This window comes from Paenibacillus beijingensis (assembly GCF_000961095.1).
Taxonomy (GTDB): domain Bacteria; phylum Bacillota; class Bacilli; order Paenibacillales; family Paenibacillaceae; genus Paenibacillus_O; species Paenibacillus_O beijingensis.
The window spans coordinates 3,637,771-3,661,139 of the sequence record NZ_CP011058.1; the positions used below are offsets into that span (position 1 = coordinate 3,637,771).

Annotated in this window: 17 protein-coding genes and 2 pseudogenes; 18 read left to right on the forward strand and 1 reads right to left on the reverse strand. The window is 45.4% G+C overall.

The annotated features are described in order from the left end of the window. Nucleotides 1–232: 232 nt before the first annotated feature. The 18 genes and pseudogenes from VN24_RS16480 (at nucleotide 233) to VN24_RS28465 (ending at nucleotide 21,573) form a co-directional block, all read left to right on the forward strand. Nucleotides 233–1,246: a LacI family DNA-binding transcriptional regulator gene (locus tag VN24_RS16480; protein ID WP_082083802.1), complete on the forward strand. Its 1,014-nt coding sequence runs from the start codon at nucleotides 233–235 to the stop codon at nucleotides 1,244–1,246. A 94-nt stretch (nucleotides 1,247–1,340) separates the two neighbouring features. After that, a complete protein-coding gene (locus VN24_RS16485; RefSeq protein WP_045671290.1) occupies nucleotides 1,341–2,639 on the forward strand; it encodes a sugar ABC transporter substrate-binding protein in 1,299 nt (432 codons plus the stop codon). An 83-nt stretch (nucleotides 2,640–2,722) separates the two neighbouring features. Next, nucleotides 2,723–4,066, forward strand: coding sequence for a carbohydrate ABC transporter permease (locus VN24_RS16490; protein WP_338012182.1), 1,344 nt, complete (start codon nucleotides 2,723–2,725; stop codon nucleotides 4,064–4,066). Further along, on the forward strand, nucleotides 4,063–4,890 hold the full coding sequence (locus tag VN24_RS16495) for a sugar ABC transporter permease (protein WP_045671291.1): 828 nt from the start codon (nucleotides 4,063–4,065) through the stop codon (nucleotides 4,888–4,890). Before VN24_RS16490 ends, VN24_RS16495 begins: the two co-directional genes overlap by 4 nt. Before the next feature lie 75 nt (nucleotides 4,891–4,965). Then, nucleotides 4,966–5,976, forward strand: a complete 1,011-nt coding sequence (locus VN24_RS16500) for a LacI family DNA-binding transcriptional regulator (protein ID WP_052702999.1) — start codon at nucleotides 4,966–4,968, stop codon at nucleotides 5,974–5,976. Nucleotides 5,977–6,062: 86 nt separating this feature from the next. After that, nucleotides 6,063–7,001 (forward strand): AraC family transcriptional regulator, encoded by a 939-nt coding sequence (locus VN24_RS16505; RefSeq protein WP_082083803.1) that lies wholly within the window; start codon nucleotides 6,063–6,065, stop codon nucleotides 6,999–7,001. 140 nt (nucleotides 7,002–7,141) lie between these two features. Then, complete coding sequence (locus VN24_RS28460) at nucleotides 7,142–7,624, forward strand: glycoside hydrolase family 66 protein (RefSeq protein WP_052703000.1); 483 nt, start codon at nucleotides 7,142–7,144, stop codon at nucleotides 7,622–7,624. A gap of 28 nt (nucleotides 7,625–7,652) precedes the next feature. After that, nucleotides 7,653–8,786: a glycoside hydrolase family 66 protein gene (locus VN24_RS16510; protein WP_274520450.1), complete on the forward strand. Its 1,134-nt coding sequence runs from the start codon at nucleotides 7,653–7,655 to the stop codon at nucleotides 8,784–8,786. Nucleotides 8,787–9,084: 298 nt separating this feature from the next. After that, nucleotides 9,085–9,276, forward strand: a pseudogene (locus VN24_RS16515) (alpha-amylase family glycosyl hydrolase); the annotation flags it as partial. A gap of 564 nt (nucleotides 9,277–9,840) precedes the next feature. Continuing rightward, a complete protein-coding gene (locus VN24_RS16520; RefSeq protein ID WP_238590713.1) occupies nucleotides 9,841–11,028 on the forward strand; it encodes a sulfite reductase subunit alpha in 1,188 nt (395 codons plus the stop codon). Between the two features lie 270 nt (nucleotides 11,029–11,298). Then, on the forward strand, nucleotides 11,299–12,504 hold the full coding sequence (locus VN24_RS16525) for an ROK family transcriptional regulator (RefSeq protein WP_045671294.1): 1,206 nt from the start codon (nucleotides 11,299–11,301) through the stop codon (nucleotides 12,502–12,504). A 114-nt stretch (nucleotides 12,505–12,618) separates the two neighbouring features. Next, complete coding sequence (locus VN24_RS26425; RefSeq protein ID WP_082083805.1) at nucleotides 12,619–15,498, forward strand: CBM35 domain-containing protein; 2,880 nt, start codon at nucleotides 12,619–12,621, stop codon at nucleotides 15,496–15,498. A gap of 249 nt (nucleotides 15,499–15,747) precedes the next feature. Then, nucleotides 15,748–16,083 (forward strand): DUF2325 domain-containing protein, encoded by a 336-nt coding sequence (locus VN24_RS16535; RefSeq protein ID WP_045671295.1) that lies wholly within the window; start codon nucleotides 15,748–15,750, stop codon nucleotides 16,081–16,083. A 471-nt stretch (nucleotides 16,084–16,554) separates the two neighbouring features. Continuing rightward, complete coding sequence (locus VN24_RS16540) at nucleotides 16,555–17,196, forward strand: glycine betaine ABC transporter substrate-binding protein (RefSeq protein ID WP_202967432.1); 642 nt, start codon at nucleotides 16,555–16,557, stop codon at nucleotides 17,194–17,196. A gap of 200 nt (nucleotides 17,197–17,396) precedes the next feature. Continuing rightward, nucleotides 17,397–19,152, forward strand: a pseudogene (locus VN24_RS16545) (ABC transporter ATP-binding protein). A 206-nt stretch (nucleotides 19,153–19,358) separates the two neighbouring features. After that, entirely contained in the window at nucleotides 19,359–21,008 is a 1,650-nt protein-coding gene (locus VN24_RS16550; RefSeq protein WP_045671296.1) for an FAD-dependent oxidoreductase, read from the forward strand. After that, nucleotides 21,005–21,385: a 4Fe-4S dicluster domain-containing protein gene (locus VN24_RS16555; protein ID WP_045671297.1), complete on the forward strand. Its 381-nt coding sequence runs from the start codon at nucleotides 21,005–21,007 to the stop codon at nucleotides 21,383–21,385. Before VN24_RS16550 ends, VN24_RS16555 begins: the two co-directional genes overlap by 4 nt. 62 nt (nucleotides 21,386–21,447) lie before the next feature. Next, nucleotides 21,448–21,573 (forward strand): hypothetical protein, encoded by a 126-nt coding sequence (locus tag VN24_RS28465; protein WP_274520383.1) that lies wholly within the window; start codon nucleotides 21,448–21,450, stop codon nucleotides 21,571–21,573. A gap of 340 nt (nucleotides 21,574–21,913) precedes the next feature. Here VN24_RS28465 and VN24_RS16560 read toward each other — a convergent pair whose 3' ends face one another. Continuing rightward, nucleotides 21,914–22,960, reverse strand: a complete 1,047-nt coding sequence (locus tag VN24_RS16560) for a LacI family DNA-binding transcriptional regulator (protein WP_045671298.1) — start codon at nucleotides 22,958–22,960, stop codon at nucleotides 21,914–21,916. Between the last annotated feature and the right edge of the window lie 409 nt (nucleotides 22,961–23,369).

Here is a 23,369-nt window from a genome sequence, read left to right on the forward strand (position 1 = left end):
CCGGCAACCGTATCACGGGTTCTCAAATGATAGTTAAGCGTCCCGTCTAATGTATGCAAATTACAACCCCCTCTGTATAAGTTATAGGAAATCGATTTCCCACTTCACCAGCAACTATATCATGGGTTCTCAAACGATAGTTAAGCGTCCAGTCTAATGTATGCAAAGTACAAACCATTCTAAATAAGATTTAGGAAATCGATTTCCTAAATCTTATTAAAGGGGTGAAACCTTGAGCATTTCGATAAAAGATATTGCCATGAAAGCCGGGGTTTCAATAGCAACCGTATCACGGGTTCTCAATCGGAGCAAGCCTGTGAGCAAGGTGGTGCGGGAGAGAGTAATGAAGGTTGTGGAAGAGCTTAGCTTTAATCCCAACTCGGTTGCCCGCAGTCTCGTTATGAGGAAAAGCAGGCTCATAGGTGTTCTCATTCCCAGTATGGATAACAAATTCATTTCGGATTTTGTCAACACGCTTGAAAAAGAGCTCTTCAAGTGCAACTATACGACGCTGGTCTGCAATACAAAACGAGATGATGATATAGAGATGGATTTTCTGAGGCTCCTGAAAGACAAGTATGTGGATGGAGTCGTGATGATGGCCTCTAATCCGAAACCGCATCAAATTGAGTTCTTGGAGAAGATGGCGATTCCTGCCGTATTCGCAGGCCATACGGATTCAACGAAGCAATTCTCGTCCGTTAATATTGATCATTGTCAAGCTATGTATGATGCGACCCGGTATTTGCTTCAGAACGGCCATTGCAAAATTGCATTTTTTGGAGGGCCTGATATTTATCAACAGATTGTCGAGCGGTTATCCGGTTATAAGCAGGCGCTGGCCGATTATGGAATCGAATACGACGAATCGCTGTTTTATTATGCTCATGACTATGACATTGAGAACGGCTATGAAAGCGGCATGAAATTGTTCCAAAGAAAGGACAGGCCTACGGCGGTTTGCTGTGTGAGCGATATGGTCGCGATCGGAGCGATCCGGGCAGCGGAAGACAATAGGCTCAGTGTTCCCGAAGATATCTCTATCATGGGATTTGACGACATCTCCATTGCAAAAGCTTACCGTCCCGGCATTACGACAATCCGGCAGCCTATCCATGAACTCAGTGTTCAGGCAGCACAAATGCTGCTGAGCCAAATACAGCAAAAAGAGAACTATGTAAGAGAAACAAGGATTCTTCCGCACGAAATTATGGTAAGGGGGAGTTGCATGGCAGTATCCAACTAATATTCGTATTGAATGGTTTCTGATTTACACGCTTCAAATGTAATGCAGGTTGATAAAAAAACTAGACTTTTACTTGCAAAGGGGAAAAGAATCCATGAAAAAGAAGTTAGGTCTTGTAATGCTGTCTACAACAATAATGCTTTCGCTGGCTGCTTGCGGCGATAAAACGGAAACAGGAGCGACTAATCAACCAAGCAATGCGACAAACTCTCAGACGAATACGAACGAGACTGGTGCAAATGATGAGCTTAAGCCGGAACCAGGGGCAGAATTGAGATTCTGGACGTTCACCACGGACCTGAAGCCGTTCACGGACTATGCTTTGAAAGAATTCGAGCAAAAGTATAACATCAAAGTCATAGTTGAAGACGTGGGTTACTGGGACAGCGTGGGCCGAATTACAACAGACGGTCCAGCCGGTGTGGGCGCAGACGTGTTCGGTCTTCAAACCCCTGATGTTGCCAAGGCTGTAAAAGCAGGACTTATACTGCCAAATGACTATTATGAAGAAGAAACCAAGAAGGTTAACAAACCAGACGCGGTTGCTGCAGCATCATATGACGGTATTCTATACGGCTACCCATGGAACGTCTATACGTTTGGTCTATACTACAACAAGGAGCTTGTTAAGGATGCCAAGCTTGAAACATGGGATGACATCATTGCCTTCTCCAAACAATTCAATGATGTGAAAAACAATAAATTCGGCTTTATGATGGATGCAGGTAACTCTCCTTTTGATGTTGCGTTTATGACGGGTTATGGCGGATACATCTTCGGCGATAATGAAACAAATGTGAATGACATCGGGGTCAATAATGAAGGTTCCGTTAAAGGAATGAAATTCTTCCAATCGCTAAAAGAAATTCTTCCGCTTGAACTGAGCGATTTGGGTGTAAGGGGAGGCTTGTGGGAGCAAGGCAAGCTCGCCATTAATATGGATGGAAGCTGGTCGATCGGTGCAAATAGCAAATTGCCATTTGAAGTAGGCGTTCTTCCGATGCCGAAGCTGCCAGGCGGAGATAATGCGAAGCCGCTTGCCGGAAGCACAGGATACTATGTCAGCTCATACTCCAAATATCCGAATGCGGCAAAAATCTTTGCTAACTTCATTACATCCAAAGAAATGCAAATCAAAAATAATGAGTTGACCGGCGCTCTTCCGGCAGCAGCAGTGTCTGAATCCGAACCGGGTCTTCGCACAGATGATCTTACTAAAGGGTATATGAAACAAATTGCCAGTAGCCACATATTCCCTGGTGTTCCTGAAACAAGTTTTGTCTGGGATGCTTTGAATTCTGCAATAGCTGAAATTTGGAAGGGAGCCGATCCGAAAACTGAAATGGATAAGGCCGCAGAAAGAATCAAGTCAAGCATTGCTAATCAAAAGTAAGTTTAACTAGCAGCAGTAGGCTAAACAACCGGCGATCACCTGGCTTGTCAAGGTGATCGCCTTTCATTGAAGGGGGCTGAAGGGTGGTGCAACAGCTTATTATGGATCAAAACTTGTCAAAAACGAAACCTTACAGGAAAATAGCAGTGGTGTTATCTGTAATCGCGATGGGACTGGGACAATTATATAACCGCCAGTATGTAAAAGGGATCATTCTGCTGGCTTTTCATGCAATCGGGTTATATACATTTATTTTTCGTCTTCCTCATGCTGTATGGGGACTTGTAACACTCGGTGAAACTAAAACTCAACTTAAAAAAGTGGGCAGGTTATATCAGCAGATTTTGGGTGACCATTCCGTCTACTTGATGATTCAAGGTTTGATTACAGTATGTGCAGCGTTCGTTCTCATCTACATTTACACGATGAGCATTAAGGATGCCTATCAAGTAGGCAAACGGAGGGAACGAGGCGAACAGCCCCATAACTTCCTGCAAACAGCCCGTTTTATTGCAACGTACCGTTTTCCTTATCTGATACTTGCGATTCCTTTAGTAGGCGTCTTTTTCTTTACAATCATGCCTATTATATTTATGATTTTACTAGCGTTTACGAACTATACGTCTAATAATATGCCCCCAGCACATTTGCTTGACTGGGTAGGTTTTGATGTTTTCAAGGATATCTTCACGATTAAACAATGGAGCCACACATTCTATGGCGTACTGCTCTGGACGTTCATATGGGCGATTCTGGCGACGGTAACCGGTTTTTTTGGCGGGTTCGCGATCGCCTTGCTTGTACAGCAGAAGGGAATCCGCTTCAAAAAAGTTTGGCGCACTCTGCTTATAATGCCATACGCGATTCCGATGTTTGTCTCCATGCTCATTTTGCAGAATATGTTTAACGGCCACTTCGGTCCGCTTAATCAATACTTAGGACTAATAGGCATTGATTCAATTCCATGGTTGTCTGATCCAACGTGGGCGAAAGTAACGCTGGTTCTTGCTAATTTCTGGGTATCTTTCCCTGCGTCCATGCTTTTGATAATTGGAATATTGTCCACGATTCCAACTGATATGTATGAGGCAGCCGATATTGACGGTGCGACTGCATTTCAGAAAACTCGGCTGATTACATTTCCGTCTGTCATGTATTCGATGGCCCCGCTGTTGGTTATGTCTTTTGTAGGCAATATTAACAACTTTACTATCGTGTACCTTCTGACGAACGGCAATCCGGTGAATGGCGATTACCAGTTTGCCGGAGATACCGATCTTCTGATTACTTGGCTCTACAAACTTTCCTTTGAGCAGGGTCAATATAACTTCGCTTCGGTAATCGGAATCTTTATCTTCATTATTCTGTCGGGATTTGCAATTTGGAATGTTCGCCGCACGAAAGCATTTAAGGAGGACTTGCAATGAACCAAAAAACGACGGTCTGGTTATCAGTCAGTTATATATTGCTCATTCTAATAGTTGTCTTTTCGGTGTACCCTGCAATTTGGGTTGTGATGTCGTCATTTCGGACGGGTGATTCATTGTATAGTGATAGCCTCCTCCCGACAACGTTCACATTAGAACACTACAAGACTTTGTTTACAAAGTATCAGTTCGATCTATGGTACATGAATACGTTGAAGATAGCTGTATCCAGCATGATTCTCGGCACCATCCTGACGCTGCTGACCGGCTATGCTTTCTCGATGTTCCGCTTTTATGGACGGAAGTCCCTGATGAATACACTGTTGGTGCTGGGCTTATTCCCGGGTTTTATGAGTATGATTGCGATATTTATTTTGCTGAATCAGATGAATTTGCTTAATACACATACTGCGGTTGTTATCACGTATGCATCAGGAGCACCTATGGGTTTTCTATTTTGCAAGAGCTTTTTCGATACCATTCCTAAAAGTCTTACCGAAGCGGCGCATATTGACGGCGCAGGTCACAATACCATTTTCTTCCGTATCGTCATGCCTTTATCGACTCCGCTCATCGTATTATTGGCACTGGGCTCCTTTGCAGGCGCTTTTACCGACTTTATTTTCGCCAAGCTTGTACTGAAAACGCCGGAGAAGAAGACGCTGGCCGTAGGACTATTCGACATGATCAACGGCCAGCAAGCAACAAGCTTCACAACGTTTGCCGCTGGTAGCGTACTTATAGCGCTTCCGATTACGGTTCTTTTCATTTTGCTTCAACGATTCTTGGTTGAAGGAATGACCGTTGGGGCTGAAAAGGGATAATATTCGCATTCATACGAACACTATGGGTCTGTAGCCTGGCGATTATTCCTGTCACAAAGATTAGGGGGTAAAGTCTTGGACATTACAATATATGATGTTGCCGTGAAAGCCAACGTTTCAGCAGCAACCGTATCACGGGTTCTCAATCGGAGCAAGCCTGTGAGCAAAGCGGTGCGGGAGAGAGTCATGAAAGCTGTGGAAGAGCTTAACTTTAAACCCAACTCCGTTGCCCGCAGTCTCATTATGAAGGAAAGCAGGCTCATAGGCGTTCTCATACCAGGCATCGCTAATGTATTTATTTCAAGTTTCATCGACACGCTTGAAGAAGAGTTCTTCAAGTATAACTATACGACGCTGCTCTGCAATACAAGACGCGATGATGATATAGAGATGGATTATTTGAGGCTCCTGAAAGACAAGTATGTGGATGGAGTCGTGCTGATGACCTCTAATCCGAAACCTCATCAAATCGGGTTTTTCGAGAAGGTGGAGATTCCTGCCGTATTTGCGGGCCATACGGATTCAACGAAGCAATTCTCGTCCGTTAATATTGATAACTATCAGGCGATGTATGATGCCACCCGATATTTGCTGCAAAACGGCCATCGCAAAATCGCATTTTTTGGCGGACCTGCTAACTATCTACAAATTATGGAGCGGCTATCTGGTTACAAGCAGGCGCTGGCCGATTATGGAGTCGAATACGACGAGTCACTGTTCTATGCACATGACTATGACATTGAGCACGGATATGAATGCGGCATGAAGTTGTTCCTAAGAAAGGACAGGCCTACGGCGGTTTGCTGTGTAAGCGACATGGTCGCGATCGGGGCGATCCGGGCGGCGAAAGACAATGGGCTCAGAGTTCCCGAAGATATCTCGATCATGGGATTCGACGACATCTCCATTGCGAAAACTTACAGTCCTGAGATTACGACGATCCGGCAGCCGATCCGTGAGATGAGTGTTCAGGCAGCGCATATGCTGCTGAGCCAAATACAGCAAAAAGAGAACTACATGAGAGAAACGAGGATTCTTCCACACGAAATTATCGTAAGGAAGAGTTGCATGACAGTATCTGGCTGAAGCTCGCTTTAAGCAAGATCATGCATTTAAGTTTTTTTCTCGTTAACACGAATTATACAACTATGGGCAACAGGAGAACAAAATCGTTGAAAATCCATTTTGAGAATGTAGCCTATGAGAATCCTCTTTTGTCACTTCGTGTATTCCAAGTCCAGCGCTTCGATAACGTTTTGAACAATTGGCACTTTCATCGGGAACTGGAGCTGCTCCTTGTGAACAGCGGCTCGCTGGAAGTTTATATCGACGAAGAATGCTTCGACATACAGGCAGGCGATATCGCCATTATCGGCACCCATCAGCTTCACCGAGACCGAAATTCCGGCGACCAGCTGGATTATATTGTGCTCCAATTTGATCTGGAGCAATTTTTCGATCACAGCACGATGCCCTATATGCGTTTTTTTTCGGAAACGATAAACCCGCTGAGCCAGGCAAATTACATTTTCCGGGAAAACATTGCCGTCCGGGGCGAATTCGCCTCCTGCGTCCGCGAAATCTTGCAGGAGGTAGAACGCAAGGAAAGCGGGTATGAACTGGCGGTCAACCTGCTGATCAAAAAAATATTATTGCTGCTGCTGCGGGGCGACAAGAGAAAGGTGCTGGCGGAGCAGGAAACCTTCGACCAGATCCGTTTGAAGCCTGTATTGGCGTTCGTGGAGCAGCATTTGACTGACAGGATCCAGGTGGAGGAAGTATGCAAGCTTGCCAATATGAGCTATTACTACTTCGTCAAATATTTCAAGAAATCGATCGGACACTCCTTCACCGAGTATGTCAATTACCGCAAAATAAAATTGGCGGAGCGCATTTTGCTTACGAAAGACTTGAGCATCTCTGAGGTGGGAGACCGGATCGGAATGCCGAACATGGCCCACTTCTACAAAATGTTCAGAAAATATAACGACTGCTCGCCGAAGGAGTTTCAGAAACGGATGCTTGCCTCGGTTTCACGGAGTGATAGAGATTCAGGGTTGCGATCAGGACGGGAGGATTCAATGAAATACCTCCAGATGCCAAGAGGATAACTTAGCTTAATAAAAAAAGAGTCTTATCGGGCATTATATTGAAGGAGTCAAAAAGGAATATATAAAAGACATATTTTTTTAAAATGAGGTTAACCGGTTACGTAATACCCATATCATTCACGATAAGGAGTGTTTTATAGATGATGACAGACAGAGCCTTTCTTCGCAGGGCCGGGTTGGCGGCAGCAAGTATGATTCTTATGCTCTCCGCCGCATGTACAAACAAAGAGGAGCTGCGCGTGGATCAGATTCAAACCGTTTCCGTCATGAAAAGTTTATCTACAGACAAAGCGAGCTACAAGCCGGGCGATTCGGTGAAGTTCTCGCTATCGTTGAAATCATCAAGAGCAGATCAGTCCGTACTTATTCGTTACAAGCATCTCAATAAGCTGATTAAGGAAGAGACGCAAGCGTTTACGGGAGACAGCCTGTCCTGGAAGTGGAAGGCGCCTGCAGATGACGGCACCGGGTATATGGTCGAAGTGATCCTTAATCAACAGGACAAGCCGGTTGATCATAGCAATATCGCCGTGGATGTATCATCGGATTGGGGCAAGTTTCCACGTTACGGGTATTTGGCTGATTTCCCTGCGATGAGCAGCGATGCGATGATCCGTAATTGAGCGTCTAAACCGGTTTCATATTAACGGAATCCAGTTCTATGATTGGCAGTACAAGCATCATGATCCGCTAAAAATGGACGGCGACAAGCCTGCCTCTGAGTGGACGGATATCGCGAACCGGCCTGTGTCGTTCGACACGGTTAAAGATTATATTGAACTTGCGCACAACCGGGGCATGAAGGCAATGAACTATAATCTGATTTTTGGCGGTAACAATGATGCGGATCAGGACGGCGTATCGAAGGAATGGGGCCTTTATAAAGATGCCGGGCATGCTGTTCAAGATTCTCATCCGCTTCCAGAAGGATGGAAGAGCCTTGAATTATACGAACCCGGGAACCCGGATTGGCAGAATTACATCATTTCAAAAGAGGAGAATACTTTCAAGTGGCTCCCTTTTGACGGGTGGCATATCGACCAGTTGGGTAGCAGAGGCTCGTTCACTTATGACGGGAAGCCAGTGAACCTTGCGCTCGGTTATCAAAGCTTCATTGAGAAGGTAAAAGATAAACTGGATATCGATTACGTCATGAATGCAGTAGGTCAATACGGACAGCCCTATATTGCTAAGGCTCCGGTCAAATTTTTGTATTCTGAGTTATGGAGTGCTCATTCTACGTTTAACAGTTTGAAAGAAGTTATTGACCAGAATTTGAGCAATAGCGGCAATAAGCTGAATACCGTGCTTGCAGCGTATATGAACTATTTCTTGTCCAACAACGAAGGAATATTTAACGCGCCGGGAGTGCTGCTTACGGATGCAGTGATTTTTGCTTCTGACGGCTCCCATCTAGAACTTGGTGAAAACATGCTGTCCAAAGAATACTTACCGCATAAAAATCTGAAAATCACTCCTGAACTAGAAACAAGTCTGACTCATTATTATGATTTTCTGGTTGCCTATCAAAACGTGCTGCGTGATAGTGTGGAAGATTCCGATGTTAAATTGGAGAGCAGTCAAATCCAGCTTTCCGACAGTGCGGATAAAGGGGGCGTGTGGGCAATTGCCAAGAAGAAGGAAGGTTACGAGATTGTCAATTTCATTAATCTCTTGGATGCGACTACCTTAGGTTGGAATGATACATTTGGCACCCAAAAAGAACCGGCTGAGAAGACGAATATTGACATTTCTGTGGAAACGGAGACAAAGGTCAAAGCTTGAGCCTTGTGGGGCCGTTTCAGAAAACTCCGTATGAGTCCCCGGATATGCAATCAGAAGCGAGCGAAATTCTCTTAGATCAAGAACATCTAGGTCGAAGTGAATAATAACTTTGGATTTGTTTCGCTCTTTAAGCCACCTCAGCACGTCAGAGCTGTCCACTTTAATACGTTGAGGTCCGACGATATCCAATTTGAAATCCTTCATGGCTTCGGTTTTTAATGGCTCCATCATATCGTTTAACCCAACATAAAGAACCTGGTCATCTTGAAATTTTAAGGGGACTTCTTCGACGAATTCGGAATTTTTGAAGGAGATGAACCGCGAGGTGCTGTCTCGCTATCCGGTCATGACGGTCGGCGAAATGCCGGGTGCGACGGTGGAAGAGGCGAAGCTGTATACCGGCTCGCAGCGAAACGAGTTACAGATGGTGTTTCACTTTGAACATGTTAACGTTGGAGACGGCAAGTTCGGCAAGTGGACGCCCAATCCGTGATCGGAGCAGACGGTTTTGTTCTCCGCTCCGCAGGAAATCGCTAAGTATCAAGTAGGAGGACAGCTTATCATCGGAAACTATAAATCGATTGAGGATGAAACGCTGAACAGTATAACTTTGCGGCCGTATGAAGCCCGGGTATACGAGTTAAAGCTAATGCCAACCAGATAAACTGCTCTCGTATATTTAGTCATTTTTTGTACAATCGAATAAGAAGAGCTGCCGAAACTCCAGGTGGTATTATCCCCTTACGGTAGACAGTGAAAACAGAGTTCACGTTATGATCAATTCAACACTGTTGACCGGAGGGGATTTTCATGGCAAAAAGGGACAAACATTCAATTATTATGATGAAGCAACAAAACAGGAAGCAGTTAGACTGCGTCTGAAGCTCATAACCGACACCGGACAGTTCCGCCGCTAAAGATTGCAAAAGGGGAATGTGAAGTTTCCTATTTGTTTCGAGTACGGAAGGTCGGATTTTCACTTCGCGAAACAATAGTGATGTATCCAATGATAAGACTGTGTTATCCTAGACGTATACTTTTTTTTGAGGTGAAGATGATGCAATTTTCTACAGTAAACTCCGACAATACGAAAGAAGGTAAAAAGGTGAGTGCAATATTTTCAAGAACAAATCCATTCCATGCGAAAGTTCTCAGGAATGTAAATTTAAATGGAGTTGGATCCAGCAAAGAGACAAGGCATATTGAGTTGTCGTTAACAGGATCCGACCTTTCTTATGTCCCGGGCGATTGCCTTGGGATGTTCCCTCAAAATGACCCGGAACTCGTGAATTCCATTCTTGAGGAAATCAAATTGGACCCGGAAGCGGCTGTTGAAATTAATAAGCAAAGTGAAACACTCCCATTAAAGGAAGCTCTAACAACACACTTTGAAATTACGCTATTAACGAAAAAAATTGTACAGCAGGCAGTGGGATTGACCGAAAACGAAGAGCTGCAAAAGCTTGTAGCGGCTGAAAATGCCGATCAACTGAAAGAGTATGTAGACGGGCGTGATCTGCTCGATTTGTTACGTGATTATGGACCGTGGAAAGCTTCTGCCCAGGAGCTTGTCTCTTTGTTAAGAAAAATGACACCACGGCTATATTCAATTGCAAGCAGCATTACCGCTAATCCTGAGGAAGTGCATCTAACCATCGGTGCTGTGCGCTATACGGCTCACGGACGCGAACGAAAAGGAGTTTGTTCGACATTAGTTGCTGAACGTCTCCAAGAAGGAGATACGCTGCCGATATTTATTCAACAAAACAAACACTTTAATCTGCCGGAGTCTCAAGACAAAGACATTATCATGGTTGGTCCGGGCACAGGCATCGCGCCATTCCGTTCCTTTATTCAGGAACGTGCAGAGAATAAAGCCCCAGGCAGAGCATGGCTGTTTTTTGGCGACCAGCGTTCAGCCACGGATTTCCTTTATCAAACCGAGTTCGAAAATTATCTAAAAGACGGGGTACTGACCCGATTAGAGACTGCGTTCTCCCGTGATACGGCGGAAAAAGTATATGTACAGCATAAAATGCTTGAAAACAGCAAAGAATTGTTTGAGTGGCTGGAAAATGGCGCATACTTCTACGTTTGTGGAGACAAGCAGTATATGGCGAAAGACGTCCACAACACACTCATTGACATTATTGAAAAAGAAGGCACGATGACCCGTGAAGCAGCCGAAGCGTATCTGAATGATATGAAAGAGCAAGGGCGTTATCAACGTGATGTATATTAAAATCAATAGGCGATAGCTGCACGGACGAATGATTTAGAAGAAGAGGAGTGACTTTATTCCGTAATAAGCGGTTGAAGTCACTCCTTTTTTGCTGAGAGCCCGTGTTAGAGTCGCAGGCTCTTTTTTTGCGACTTTGTATGCGCTTGCATTTTGAATGGGATGGTAATATAATGTAAATAAATTACTTCCTTCATTGAATGAAGTAAGATTTGGATCGTTTTTAACCCTACTTGGAGTTTCCAAATCTAAAGAATTGGAAGGGGGGAAACAGTGAACAAATTAAGAAATGGAAGCAAAGAATTAATTAAAGATATCAATCGATATAAAGTATTGAATATTATTCGCGAGAAACAGTATATTAGTCGATCCGAAATTGCTAGATTAAGTGACTTAGGAATGTCGACGCTCACGTACATCATTGACGATTTAACAAGACAAGGATTGATTTCTGAAGTAGGGGAATCTTCTTCCACAGGTGGGAGAAGAGCTAAGCTCATTGAATTTAACAAAAATTTTGGTACGACGATTAGTGTGAAAATTGAAGAAGAACGTTTTCTCATCGCGTTGACGAACATGAATGCTGAAATCATTGACATGATGAAAATACCATTTGAGAAATATGCTAAACCAGAGTTTGTTGTGGCCATGCTGGAAAAGCAAATTGAAATGCTTCTCCTTAAGAATCAGAAGGTTCGGTCTGATCTTCAGGGGATTGGTATACTTTCTTCCGGCCTAGTGAACCGCCATGAAGGAATCATCCTTCGATCATCTATGCTGGGTTGGAACAATGTTCCGATAGCTCAATTATTGCAACAACAAATAACAGATGTTCCCATTTTTGTGGATAAAAATATTAACGGATACGCTCTTGCAGAGCTTTCGAATGGAGAGGGTCAAGAAAGCGATGATTTTGTATTGGTATCTGTCGGTGCGGGTTTAGGACTTTCCGTTGTTATAGGGAAAAAAATTCACTATGGTTCCATTGGAGGGGCGGGTGAATTTGGGCATACAACGATGGAAATGGGCGGTTACCCATGTCATTGTGGGCAGCAGGGTTGTTTAGAAATGTATGCTTCTGAATTTTATTTTAAAAACAAGGGGAAAGAGTTGCTTTCTCTCTATCCGAATACAAGCCTGAAACACTTTAACTTTGAAGAAGTAGCCGAACACGCTCAAAAAGGAGATCCGCTTGCTTCGGAATTAATGGATAAGATGGGTTGTTATTTAGGTTACGGGATTCGTAATCTGATCAATACCTTCAATCCGGACAAGATTGTTATAGCGGGTGAGGGGATAAAATATAGCAGCCTATTTATGGAAAATGCAAAAAGAATATCCCAAGATAACTTTTTCTCAAAAATGGGTATCGAAACACAACTGGTTCAATCTCGATTGAAAGACGATGCCTGGTTAGTCGGGGGCGCACTACTTGCTATCAATCATATTTTCCAACCACCACTATGGGTGAATGAGTGAAACGTTATCGGAAGAACACCGAAGTGGTGGCTGCGGCATATTAATGTAAAGGCTTCTCTATTTATGTAAGCGCTTTTATATGAGTGAGAACTTGATAAGGAGGTTTTTTTGATTATGAGTAAACATTTCAATAAAACCAAGAAGAGTTTGTTAACTAAGATTACGGCTTTCTCTGTCCTTTCCACTCTGGGACTCACGACAGCAATTACGGGATCGGTTTCAGCTCAGGATAGTGAATTCACAAGGCACGGAGCAGGTCCGATGTATTTTATGACGTATGAGCATCAGTGGACGAAAAATACATTCATGCCCGAGAAGCGTTATAAGGAAAATATCGACTGGATGGCAAAAAATTTTCTGCCGTATGGCTATAACATGGTTTCCACGGATGGATGGATTGAGGGAGCCACTCTGCTTAATAAAAATGGATATGTTGTGAGCCATAATGATAAATGGATGACTAATCCATTGAACATGGACGGTAATGAAGAAGTCACGCTCGGTAAATTACTGAATGGAGATTTTGAAGAAGGCATTGAGAGTGGATGGAAAGTAGAAACTGATGCATGGTTTGGCGTCGATGCGAATGATGCGTATGAAGGTTCAAAATTGTGGGTGTATCACCCTGAGCCGCATACGGCAAAAGTTTCTCAAACCGTCAAAGAACTGGAAAATGGAAATTATACGGTCACAGCACGGGTGAAATTCCCGAATGACGTTCAAGATTACGTTGACGGTACAAGCACGGCCAACATGAAGCTGACAAACTATGCAGAAGCAAAAGAGGGAGAGGAAGCACCTGAACAAGTCGCCCTGTTGAAGGAAGGTTTGACCGATGAATACGGAAAAGCGCGTTATGGACTTTTTGAACTTCAGGCAGAGGTGACAAACGGCCAGCTGAAGGTTGAGTTTAACGTAGACGCCAAAGGACAACATAGCTCCTTCCAACTCGATAATGTCGAGCTTTACAAGACGGGAGAAAAGCCTGCGGAAGGTAACGAGGAGAATGAGCCGTTCCAGTATCCATCGGAAAAATATCCGGAAGGCCATACTTGGAAATTCTGGGGCGACTATCTTAAAGAAAAGGGCATGGAATTCGGCATTTATTACAACCTGCTTTGGATAAGTCCCGAGGTTGTTAAAAACCCGGATAAATATATTGTCAAAGGAACAGAAAACAATCCAGGCGGCCCGACATATGTTGTGGACCTCATTGATCAAGGTGATCCGAATGATCCGACAGACGGCGACCGGTTTAACGGCGGACAAGGTAATGCGCGTTCGCTTTATTGGGTCGACGTCAATCATCCGGACGCTGAAAAATATATAAAGGGTTACATTGAATTTTTTGCAGAGCAAGGAGCACAGTTTCTGCGTGTAGATTTCCTTTCCTGGTATGAAACCGGAACGGATGCAGGTATTGGAACGGTAGGAAGGGCACATGGCGGAGAGCGGTATGAAAAAGCGCTAAAATGGATGTCGGAAGCATCTAAGGAAAACAACGTCTTTTTAAGTCTGGTCATGCCCCATCTCTTTAACCACGGAGAAGTCGAACACAAATACGGCGATATGATCCGAATTAATGAAGACGTTTTCTCGGGCAGTTGGGATCATATCAGCGGCAGACGCCAGGAATGGCAGCCGGGCTGGTCACAGTGGGCAAACTCTTTTCAAGGTTTTACCGGATTCTCTGATATTGGCGGTCGTTCAAGCATGATTTTAGATGGAGATTTCCTCAGGCTGAATACGTTCTCAGGATCTTATAAGGAAAATGAGAAGAAAACAACATTGTCTCTTTACACGTTGGCAGGATCTCCAATAGCGATTGCCGATCAATACGACACAATTGGCGACAATTATAAGTACTATCAAAACACCGAGTTGATTGAGTTCAACAAAATGGGGCTGGTCGGAAAGCCAATCTATGAGAGTGCCGTTCCTTATGAGCAGTCAAATGCAAGCCGTGACAGCCATCGCTGGGCAGGTCAGCTGCCGGACGGTTCATGGGTAGTCGGTTTGTTCAACCGCAATGATGAAAGTAAAACCTTCGATTTCGATTTTAAAGAAGAACTGGGTATTGAAAAAGGCCAGGTCCGCGATGTATGGGCTCATAAAGACCTTGGCATCCAGTCCTCCCATTCCGTGACACTCGAGCCCCATGACAGTGTTGTCTTGAAAGTCGTACCGACAACACCGGATAAAACTTTTGAAGCAGAAGTTGCTTCTTATTCGAAAGGTATTCAATTCGCCAATGCGACTGAAGGTCATGATGGATTTGGTTATCTAAATGGATTTAACAAGGCAGGGGAAAGTGTCACGTATGCGATCAGTGCCCAAACAGCAGGAATCTATCACCTGGATTTAAAATATTTTGCGGATGAAGCCAGTGGAGCAGCCCTCCAGGTAAGAGATGTGAAAAGTGGTGAAACCACTTATTCAGAGTCGGTTTTATTGAACGCGACGCACGGTAAATGGAAAAAAGCGAATCAAAAAGTTGAGCTTAAGGAAGGAACGAACCTTGTAACGGTTAATGCTGCTCACGGTAACTTTAATCTTGACTCCATCACAGTTGAAAATGTCCAGGGTGAAAAAACCATCCTACAAAATGGCGATTTCGAAGGAGGATTCGATAACTGGAGCCGCAGCAACATGGTTAATCAGTCCATTGTTGAAGGGGCTGTTCAAATTGGTGGCGAGGAAGCGTTTAAATCTGATCTCTGGCAATATGTTGTTCCAAATGAAGGCACCTATACGCTGACTGCTGATGTCAAACGAAACGGTAATTTTGATGAAGCTTACCTTTATGTCGAAAACGGTAAAGATAAGCAAATCATTGAGGTTCCTGCATCTGACGTCCTGAAAACGGTTACTATTTCTGGGATCAAAGTATCAAAAGGTGACGTTCTGAAAATTGGAAACATTGCCAATGCACAAGCGGGTGGTACGCTGTCAATGGATAATGTCCGACTCACCCTTCAGGATGATCAAGATTGAGCAAAATCTACCGCCACGAAGCTATATCATTGCGTTTTATAAGGTGAAGAAATGAAAGAAAGCGAGAATTGACTCCGGTGAAAATCGGAGTCAATTTTTTTACGGATTCGATGTATTCCTAAAGGTACGATTTTCGGCCCGTTATTTTTCCGACTAAACTTATTGACTTTAACGTATATTGAGTTAAGATAAATACAACAGATTATGGGAGCGCTGAAGAGGATTTTATTAATATATGGGGGATCGAAAATGAAGACAGTGGCGATCATCGGAGGAAGCCAAACCGAAACGTTCAAAAAAATGGGTGAAAAGCGCGGTTTAATCATAGAGCATCATAATGGAAAAACGGGTGGAGGCTCAGTGGAACATTATTTTCAACGAATTATCAATAAAGCGGATGTTATTATCATTTTAAAAGGCGCCATAAGTCATTCTTCGATGTGGGCCGTGCGGGAGCTCGCAGAAAAAAAGGGGAAGAAGATCGACTACCACGATGGGTTCGGCGCATCCGGGGCGTTGGAAAAGGCTCTGCAATTATCGCTTCCCATGCCGCGCAAAGTTTCGATGACAAAAGCCGTAGAGTAAATTTGTCTATCAATTAGCTCCCTTCTGCAGATGCTTAAAACGCATCAATAGCAGTCAACTTTAAAGTCATTCCCGATCATCTCCATTCGAACTATATCATCAGTCAGTTTTGGGTAATGGAAGACGGCTAAAATGACGGTTGTAAACCCATCGTACGCGTGAACTGTTAGTGCTGTAGTCTTGTATTATTTGACAAAATACTACACGATGTTATATTCCAATTCAAAGTAAATCTCTATGAATTTACTTTTTTGTCAACTGGTCAACCAGAGACTCATTATTTTCTGCGGAACTCATAGTTCCAAAGAAAACAATGAGTCTTTTTTTGGGCTGGTGTTTTCAGAAAACCAATTAAATGAAATTTTACAAAAATGAACAAAAAGAAGTCCATTGTGATTAAAGAAATTCGCGTTTAAATCAAGAAACCAAGGTATGTTTCAATTTTTATTATTCAAAGGGCGTGTTAGAGAGATGAGATTAAATAAAAAGACAGCGAGTAAATTGGGTTTATTACTCACCGCAGTGGCCATGGTGGCCTTCATTCTATCAGGCTGCGGCGGAAAAAATGATGCAGCAACCGCTTCCGGCAACGCCCCCTCCTCTGGAAAAAAGGAACTGCGCATCGGCCATCAAAAATACGGTACATTGAGCTTTCTAAGAGCTCAGGGGACTTTAGATAAAGTACTGAAAGAACAAGGTTACACCGTTACATGGACAGAGTTTCCGGGCGGGCCGCAGCTGCTTGAAGCTCTGAACGTGGGCAGTATTGATTTCGGCTCTACCGGAGAAGCGCCTCCGATCTTTGCACAAGCTGCCAGCACAGAACTCGTTTATCTTGGCTACGAGCCGCCAAGTCCGCAAAGCGAAGCTATTCTCGTTCAAGAGGATTCCCCGATTAAGAGCGTGGCCGAACTTAAAGGCAAAAAGGTTGCGCTCAATAAAGGCTCCAACGTGCATTACCTGCTCGTTAAACACCTCGAGAAAGCAGGGTTGAAGGAAAACCTCCTGTGGGGGAGTGAAGACGCAACCGCCGATGAAATCGTCGAGGCAACGGGAAATGCCCAAATCCACGATACGATCATGAAGCTGCCCATGCAGTATGACGGAGAGTAAGATCCTGTCAACTTTGAAGTCATATGCCTGCACAACGCTATTCATCACCCAGAAGGTGAGTGCGGCGAAGGAGGCGGACAGAATTATTTTGCTGGAAGACGGGCAGATGCTGGCTCAAGGCACTCACGAGGCGCTGCTTCGGTCTTCGTCTCTGTATCGGCAGATTGTATTTTCTCGGCTTAACGAGGAGACCGTACCCCATGCATAACCGGAAAGGAACCACACGAAGCTGGATTACTGCACTGAGGAACATCTGGACTTATCTTTCCCGCTACCGGCTGCTGCTTATGTTGATCTTTTGCCTGGTCGTCGTGAGCTCCGCCCTTAGCTTGGTTGGCCCTTATCTAATCGGGTTTACCATTGACCACAAATTGAGCGGTAACGACCGTAGCGGGCTGCTTGGCATGATCGGCATACTATTAGCCGTTTATTTGTCAGGCACGTTCAGTACCGTCTTGCAAAATGTTCTCATGATCGGTGTTGCGCAAAAAACGGTCGCATCGATCCGGAGCGCACTGTTCAGCCATCTGCTTAAGCTTCCTATTTCCTTCTACTTGAGACGTCAGCAGGGGGAAGTCATGAGCAGACTGACCAATGATATCGATAATATCAGTCAAACGTTGAAACAGCTCATTTATTCAGCTATGTTCCAGTTTGTTGACCTTTGCCGGAATGCTGGGGCTGATGTTTTGGCTGAGTCCCCTGCTGACGTTAATTACGCTAATCGTTGTCCCGCTTATGTTTCTCGGTATGAAATGGATTACGACACGTACGGGAAAATTATTTAAAGAGCAGCAAATCCAGTTGGGAGCGATGAACGGATTTATTGAAGAAACGCTGTCCGGACAGCGAATGATAACGGCTTATTCACGGGAGCGAAAGGTGCTGGAGCAATTCAGAGATAGAAACGAGCGCTACAAAGTCTCGGCGTATTGGGCGCAAACCTACTCGGGGTTCATTTCCAAATTAATGATCGTATTGAACAATTTAAGCTTTGCCATCATTGCGGGGGCCGGGGGGCTGCTGGCGTTGAACGGAAAGGTGACTGTCGGCGTCATTGTAACGTTTACGGAATATGCGCGGCAATTCACCAGACCGCTTAACGACCTCGCCAATCAAGTCAATACGGTGCTTTCCGCGGTTGCTGGAGCGGAGCGGGTCTTCGAGATTATGGCGGAGGAAAACGAGACAGACGGTGAAGACGCAATAGAGCTGAAGAGTGTAAAGGGCGAAATTCAATTCTCGAATGTTTCTTTCTCGTACGGTCAAGAGGGTCGGAATACGCTGGTCGATATCAATTTTCATATGTCTCCCGGTGAAACCGTCGCTTTGGTCGGGCAGACCGGAGCCGGCAAATCGACAATTGTCCAACTGATTTCAAGATTTTACGATGTCGAGCAAGGCCGGATTCTAATCGACAAACAAGACATTGGCAGTATAAAGCGAAATAGTTTGCGCAGTCATTTGGGATTCGTGCTGCAGGACGTGTTCCTTTTTGACGGGACCATTCGTGAAAATATCCGTTACGGGAATCTTAAGGCAACGGACGAAGAAGTCGAGCAAGCAGCCAAGTTAGCTAATTTGCATGTATTTATCGTCAAACTTCCGGATGGATATGACACGAAATTGAGCTATGACAAAAACCGGATCAGTGAAGGGCAAAAGCAGCTCTTATCGATTGCCAGGACCATTTTGGCCAATCCATCGATTCTCGTTCTGGATGAAGCGACAAGCAGCGTCGATACTGTAACCGAGATTAAAATTCAGGATGCGTTATACAAGCTAATGCGGGGACGGACATGCATCGTGATCGCACATCGATTAAACACGATCCGTCAGGCGGATCAAATCATCGTGCTTCATCAAGGACACATTGTGGAAAAAGGCTCGCATGAATCGCTTTTGCAGAAAAAAGGGTTTTATTATGATCTCCATCACGCTAAAAAGTCCGGATAAGCAGTAGGAAGAGATCTTTATGGCGAGAGGAAGAGAGCATTTTCACTAAAATCTGTGACCTCTTGGTGAATTGACGCGGTTGACGGAGTATAAGGTCGATGATAAAATTAACTAATCCTATCTAAATAGTTTTTTATTGTTAACCAGATAACTGGAGACACATGCCGATCGAGCTGTGTCTCTTTTTGCGTTTAGGAGGCTGGAAGATGAAAAGTAAAAGTGACTTACAGCTGACTGCCGACGTTCTCGTACTCGGAGGCGGTCCGGCAGGGGCGTGGGCAGCCTGGAGTGCAGCGAAGCAAGGCGCGAAGGTCGTCATCGCGGATAAAGGTTTTCTCGGTTCGAGCGGAGCGACGGCGCCCGGAGGAACGAATTTGCTTTATTTGCCGCCCGATCGAGAAAAGCGGAATGCAGCGGTGCAGCAGCGTTACCGCGAAAGCGGTTATTTGGCGGAGCCGGCATGGATTCATCGCGTGCTGGACCAAGTCTATGAAAGCTTGCTGCTCGTGGAATCGTGGGGTTATCCGTTTCGCCGGGATGATGACGGTACGCCGCTGCGCGACCATCTTCAAGGACCGGAATATATGAAAATTATGCGCCGCGCAGTAAGCAGAGCCGGCGTTACGATTCTGGACCAATCGCCGGCGCTCGAGCTGCTTGCGGATGAATATGGCGTTGGCGGAGCCCGCGGCCTATCCCGCCTTGAATGTAAGGAGTGGAAGGTGCGGGCGAACGCGGTCATCATCGCCACTGGGGGATGCGCATTTCTTAGCAAAGGGCTCGGCTGTAACGTGTTGACTGGCGACGGTCTGCTTATGGCCTCAGAGCTCGGAATCGAGCTGTCCGGTATGGAATTTTCCCGTCAGTATGCGCCCAGCGCTGCTTTTGCCACTGTCACCCGCGGCAGGCTGCTCGGCTGGGCGACGTATACCAGGGAAGACGGAGAAATCCTTGAGCCCGGCGGTCCTCGGGCGGGAGACTTTCTTCCGCGCATGCTGAGCAAAGGGCCGGTATATGCAGTTTTGGATAAAGCGGACACGGAAGAAAAAAGAACGATTCTCCGAAATTCGCACGCCATATTTTTTCTCCCTTATGACCGGGCCGGCATTGATCCGTTCACACAACGGTTTCCGCTTACGCTGCGCTATGAGGGCACGGTGAGGGGAACGGGCGGCATTCGCCTGACGGGTGACGATTGCTCCACGACAGTCGCCGGATTATACGCAGCGGGGGATGCGGCAACTCGCGAGCGAATAACCGGGGGGAAATCGGGAGGAGGCGCATTTAACGCCTCTTGGGCGATCTCATCAGGCACATGGTCGGGTAAAGCCGCGGCGGACTATGCGCTGTCTCAAGGCCACGATGCCCGTCATCGCAACCTGCGTCCGGCTGGGCGGTATGGACTCGCGTCACAGGGAGCAGGAGGTCCGGAACGGTCAGTGCCTGAGCTGGATGCACACGCCATTATTGAAGCGGTTCAACGCGAGGTATTCCCGCTGGAAATCAATTACTTCCGCAGCGAGCCTGTGCTGCGCGCTTCGCTTAATCGGCTGAACGATCTATGGCCTCTTCTACGTGGCCGCGTTCAATGTAACGTTCAGCAACGTGTCCGGGCACGAGAAGCTGCGGCAATGACTGCCACCGCCAGGTGGATGTATACGGCCGCGCTAGCTCGGCGCGAAACGAGAGGAATGCATACGCTTTGCGAATATCCGTTGACGGATCCCGCCCAGCAGTACCGTTTGCTTGTATCCGGCCTCGATGCGATCCAGGTAAGACCGGAGAGCGGCACAGCTTTGCTGCAGAGCCCTTATTCAAGTCGATCCGACTTTTACGGGGAGGTGCCAACTTCATGATCGAACTCGTCAGCAAAGACCGGTGCGTTCAGTGCAGCTTATGTGTGAAAGTGTGCCCGACCAATGTGTTCGATACGGGTACGGATGGCGTTCCCATAATCGCCCGGCAGGAGGATTGCCAAACGTGCTTCATCTGTGAAGCGTATTGTCCGGTCGATGCGCTCTATGTGTCTCCTTATGCGGACGTTTCGGTAACGTACGAGGAAAACGAGCTGGCTGAAAAGGGATTGCTCGGCAGTTGGCGGGCAACGATCGGCTGGGGACCTGGGCGGACGAAGCTGGCCGCCATCGACACGACCCCGTTTATTGATTGGATTCTTCCTCGGCGTTCGAACGGGGAGGCGGCGGATTCGAGGCGGGACCGAGCAGTAGAATAGGAGTGATAATTCCATTACCCGATAGTCTGTGAAGAATTTTCATCAGCGAGGAGGGCGGATCAATGGCAAAATCCGAACGAGCAGCGGCGGAAGCAGGCGACACGGTATCGTATCCTTTCGAGCAGCCTGTCTGGGGAAGTTACACAGATGTGAAGAAGCCGCGTCATGATTTTCCAGACACTTTGTGATCTGGTCGCTATTGATATCCCCCAATCTGTAGAAGGAAAGAGTTTAGCTCCAGCCATCAAGGATCCACATGCCAATATTCGGGATTCGTTATATTTCGGTTATGGGGATGTCATCCGCGTAAACCTCTAGAAGAGGGTGGTTGGTGAAAATTTTTAAACAGCATTAAGGAGAGGCGAGCCTCTCCTTTTTATTTTCTTTTTTTATACCAATTCACTTAATACCCGATGTGTCTACTAGACAAAATGCAAAATCTATATCGACATATTTCTCGAAGCAGTCTTGTTGGAGAGATACAGTCTCCATCGGATTTTATTACGCTCAATGGGGTTGTTGCTCTAATTAAAGGGGCCAGCTGATATTCGGGGTTGAGTCCCTGATGAGCGGTTTGGTGTAAAAATGCGTAACCTGGTAAGGCTGCGCAGGATCCTCGATGCGCGAAAGGAGCATGTCCGCGGCCTTGGCCCCCATTTCATGACGATAGATGTGGACCGTTGTCAGTTGCGGTTCGACGATGCTGGATTCGGGAGCATTGTCAAAGCCGCAAATGACCACATCCTGAGGGATAAGAATGCTACGGTTCTTTAGGGTTTTCATAAAGCTCACGGCAATGTAATCGTTGGCGCAAACAAAAGCCGCGGGAAGTTCGTTCATATCGTTCAGCCGATCATCCATCCATTCAGGACTGGAAAAAAACCGGTCGTCATCCACGATGCATTGGGCGAGATCGAGGCTGATGCCGGCCTCTGCAAGAGCACGGTTAAAGCCCGACCATCTTTCGTTAAAGCTCCGGCAATGGTTGTAATCACCAATGAATCCAAAGCTCTTGTAACCGCCATCAATCAGCTTTTTGGTGAGCTGATAAGTGCTGTGTTCGTTCTCCATTAGCAGCACATCTGCATGAAACTCCGGGTAACAGATGTGTGCGGAGCAATCGATAAATATGGTGGGTATGCCAATACTTGTAATGAGCTTGCTGTATTCCAGGTCAAAAAGCTCAATGCAAATAATCCCGTCCACATTGGCCGCATCGAAATTATTCGGTAATGACAAGGATTGCAGCTCAATGTCTCGGACGATGTGAATGGACAAATTATATCCTGCGGAACTGATTTTTCTCTCCAGTCCGCTGATCAGGGTGGAACCAAAATGGGAAGTGTTGGGCAGGTTCTCCGTTAACAATGCAATGTTTCCCGAAGGTTTGGACAACTTTTTCTCGCTTTCCATAAAAGCAAATTGTTTATATTTTAATTCAATGGCTTTCTTAAGGACCTTGTTGCGTGTCTCGTCCGGAATACTTTTGCTCCTGTTCAGCGCCTTGGAGGCGGTATTGCGCGATATTCCCAAAGCATCTGCGATGTCTTGGATAGTTACTCTTTCCTTCGCCATTATTACACCTCAAGTTCTCTTTCCTATTTTTCCTCAAATGTATAATAGTTCACGAAAAATATCAACTTAAGATTTGCAAATGCACAACTGTGTTTACATTTTTCTAAAGAAGGTTGGCAAAGAACAAGAGAAATTTTCCTCAGTTGCTCATAGGGGATGTGTAAAAAAAGAACGTGGCAAACATCGACCTTTGAAACTTCTCTTTTTCTGTGAGGAGAACGCCCATTTTGTGCAAATGTAAAAAAATCATTGCTATTCAAAGTTCCGTTTTGCATAAAATTGATCAGAATAATTTTTACAAAATCATTGACGAATGGTGGGGTCTAATGCTAAATTGTAAATGTGGAAATAACAAACGCCCTTTTTTGAAAGCCCTTACTTTTTACAAATGTAAATTTTCATAGAGAAC

What these genes read in the sequence shown, in the direction of transcription:
- VN24_RS16485 (WP_045671290.1), top strand. Translation starts at nt 1,341, where the DNA reads ATGAAAAAGAAGTTAGGTCTTGTAATGCTGTCTACAACAATAATGCTT.
- VN24_RS16495 (WP_045671291.1), top strand. Translation starts at nt 4,063, where the DNA reads ATGAACCAAAAAACGACGGTCTGGTTATCAGTCAGTTATATATTGCTC.
- VN24_RS28460 (WP_052703000.1), top strand. Translation starts at nt 7,142, where the DNA reads ATGATGACAGACAGAGCCTTTCTTCGCAGGGCCGGGTTGGCGGCAGCA.
- VN24_RS16520 (WP_238590713.1), top strand. Translation starts at nt 9,841, where the DNA reads ATGATGCAATTTTCTACAGTAAACTCCGACAATACGAAAGAAGGTAAA.
- VN24_RS26425 (WP_082083805.1), top strand. Translation starts at nt 12,619, where the DNA reads ATGAGTAAACATTTCAATAAAACCAAGAAGAGTTTGTTAACTAAGATT.
- VN24_RS16535 (WP_045671295.1), top strand. Translation starts at nt 15,748, where the DNA reads ATGAAGACAGTGGCGATCATCGGAGGAAGCCAAACCGAAACGTTCAAA.
- VN24_RS16540 (WP_202967432.1), top strand. Translation starts at nt 16,555, where the DNA reads ATGAGATTAAATAAAAAGACAGCGAGTAAATTGGGTTTATTACTCACC.
- VN24_RS16550 (WP_045671296.1), top strand. Translation starts at nt 19,359, where the DNA reads ATGAAAAGTAAAAGTGACTTACAGCTGACTGCCGACGTTCTCGTACTC.
- VN24_RS16555 (WP_045671297.1), top strand. Translation starts at nt 21,005, where the DNA reads ATGATCGAACTCGTCAGCAAAGACCGGTGCGTTCAGTGCAGCTTATGT.
- VN24_RS28465 (WP_274520383.1), top strand. Translation starts at nt 21,448, where the DNA reads ATGGCAAAATCCGAACGAGCAGCGGCGGAAGCAGGCGACACGGTATCG.
- VN24_RS16560 (WP_045671298.1), bottom strand. Translation starts at nt 22,960, where the DNA reads ATGGCGAAGGAAAGAGTAACTATCCAAGACATCGCAGATGCTTTGGGA.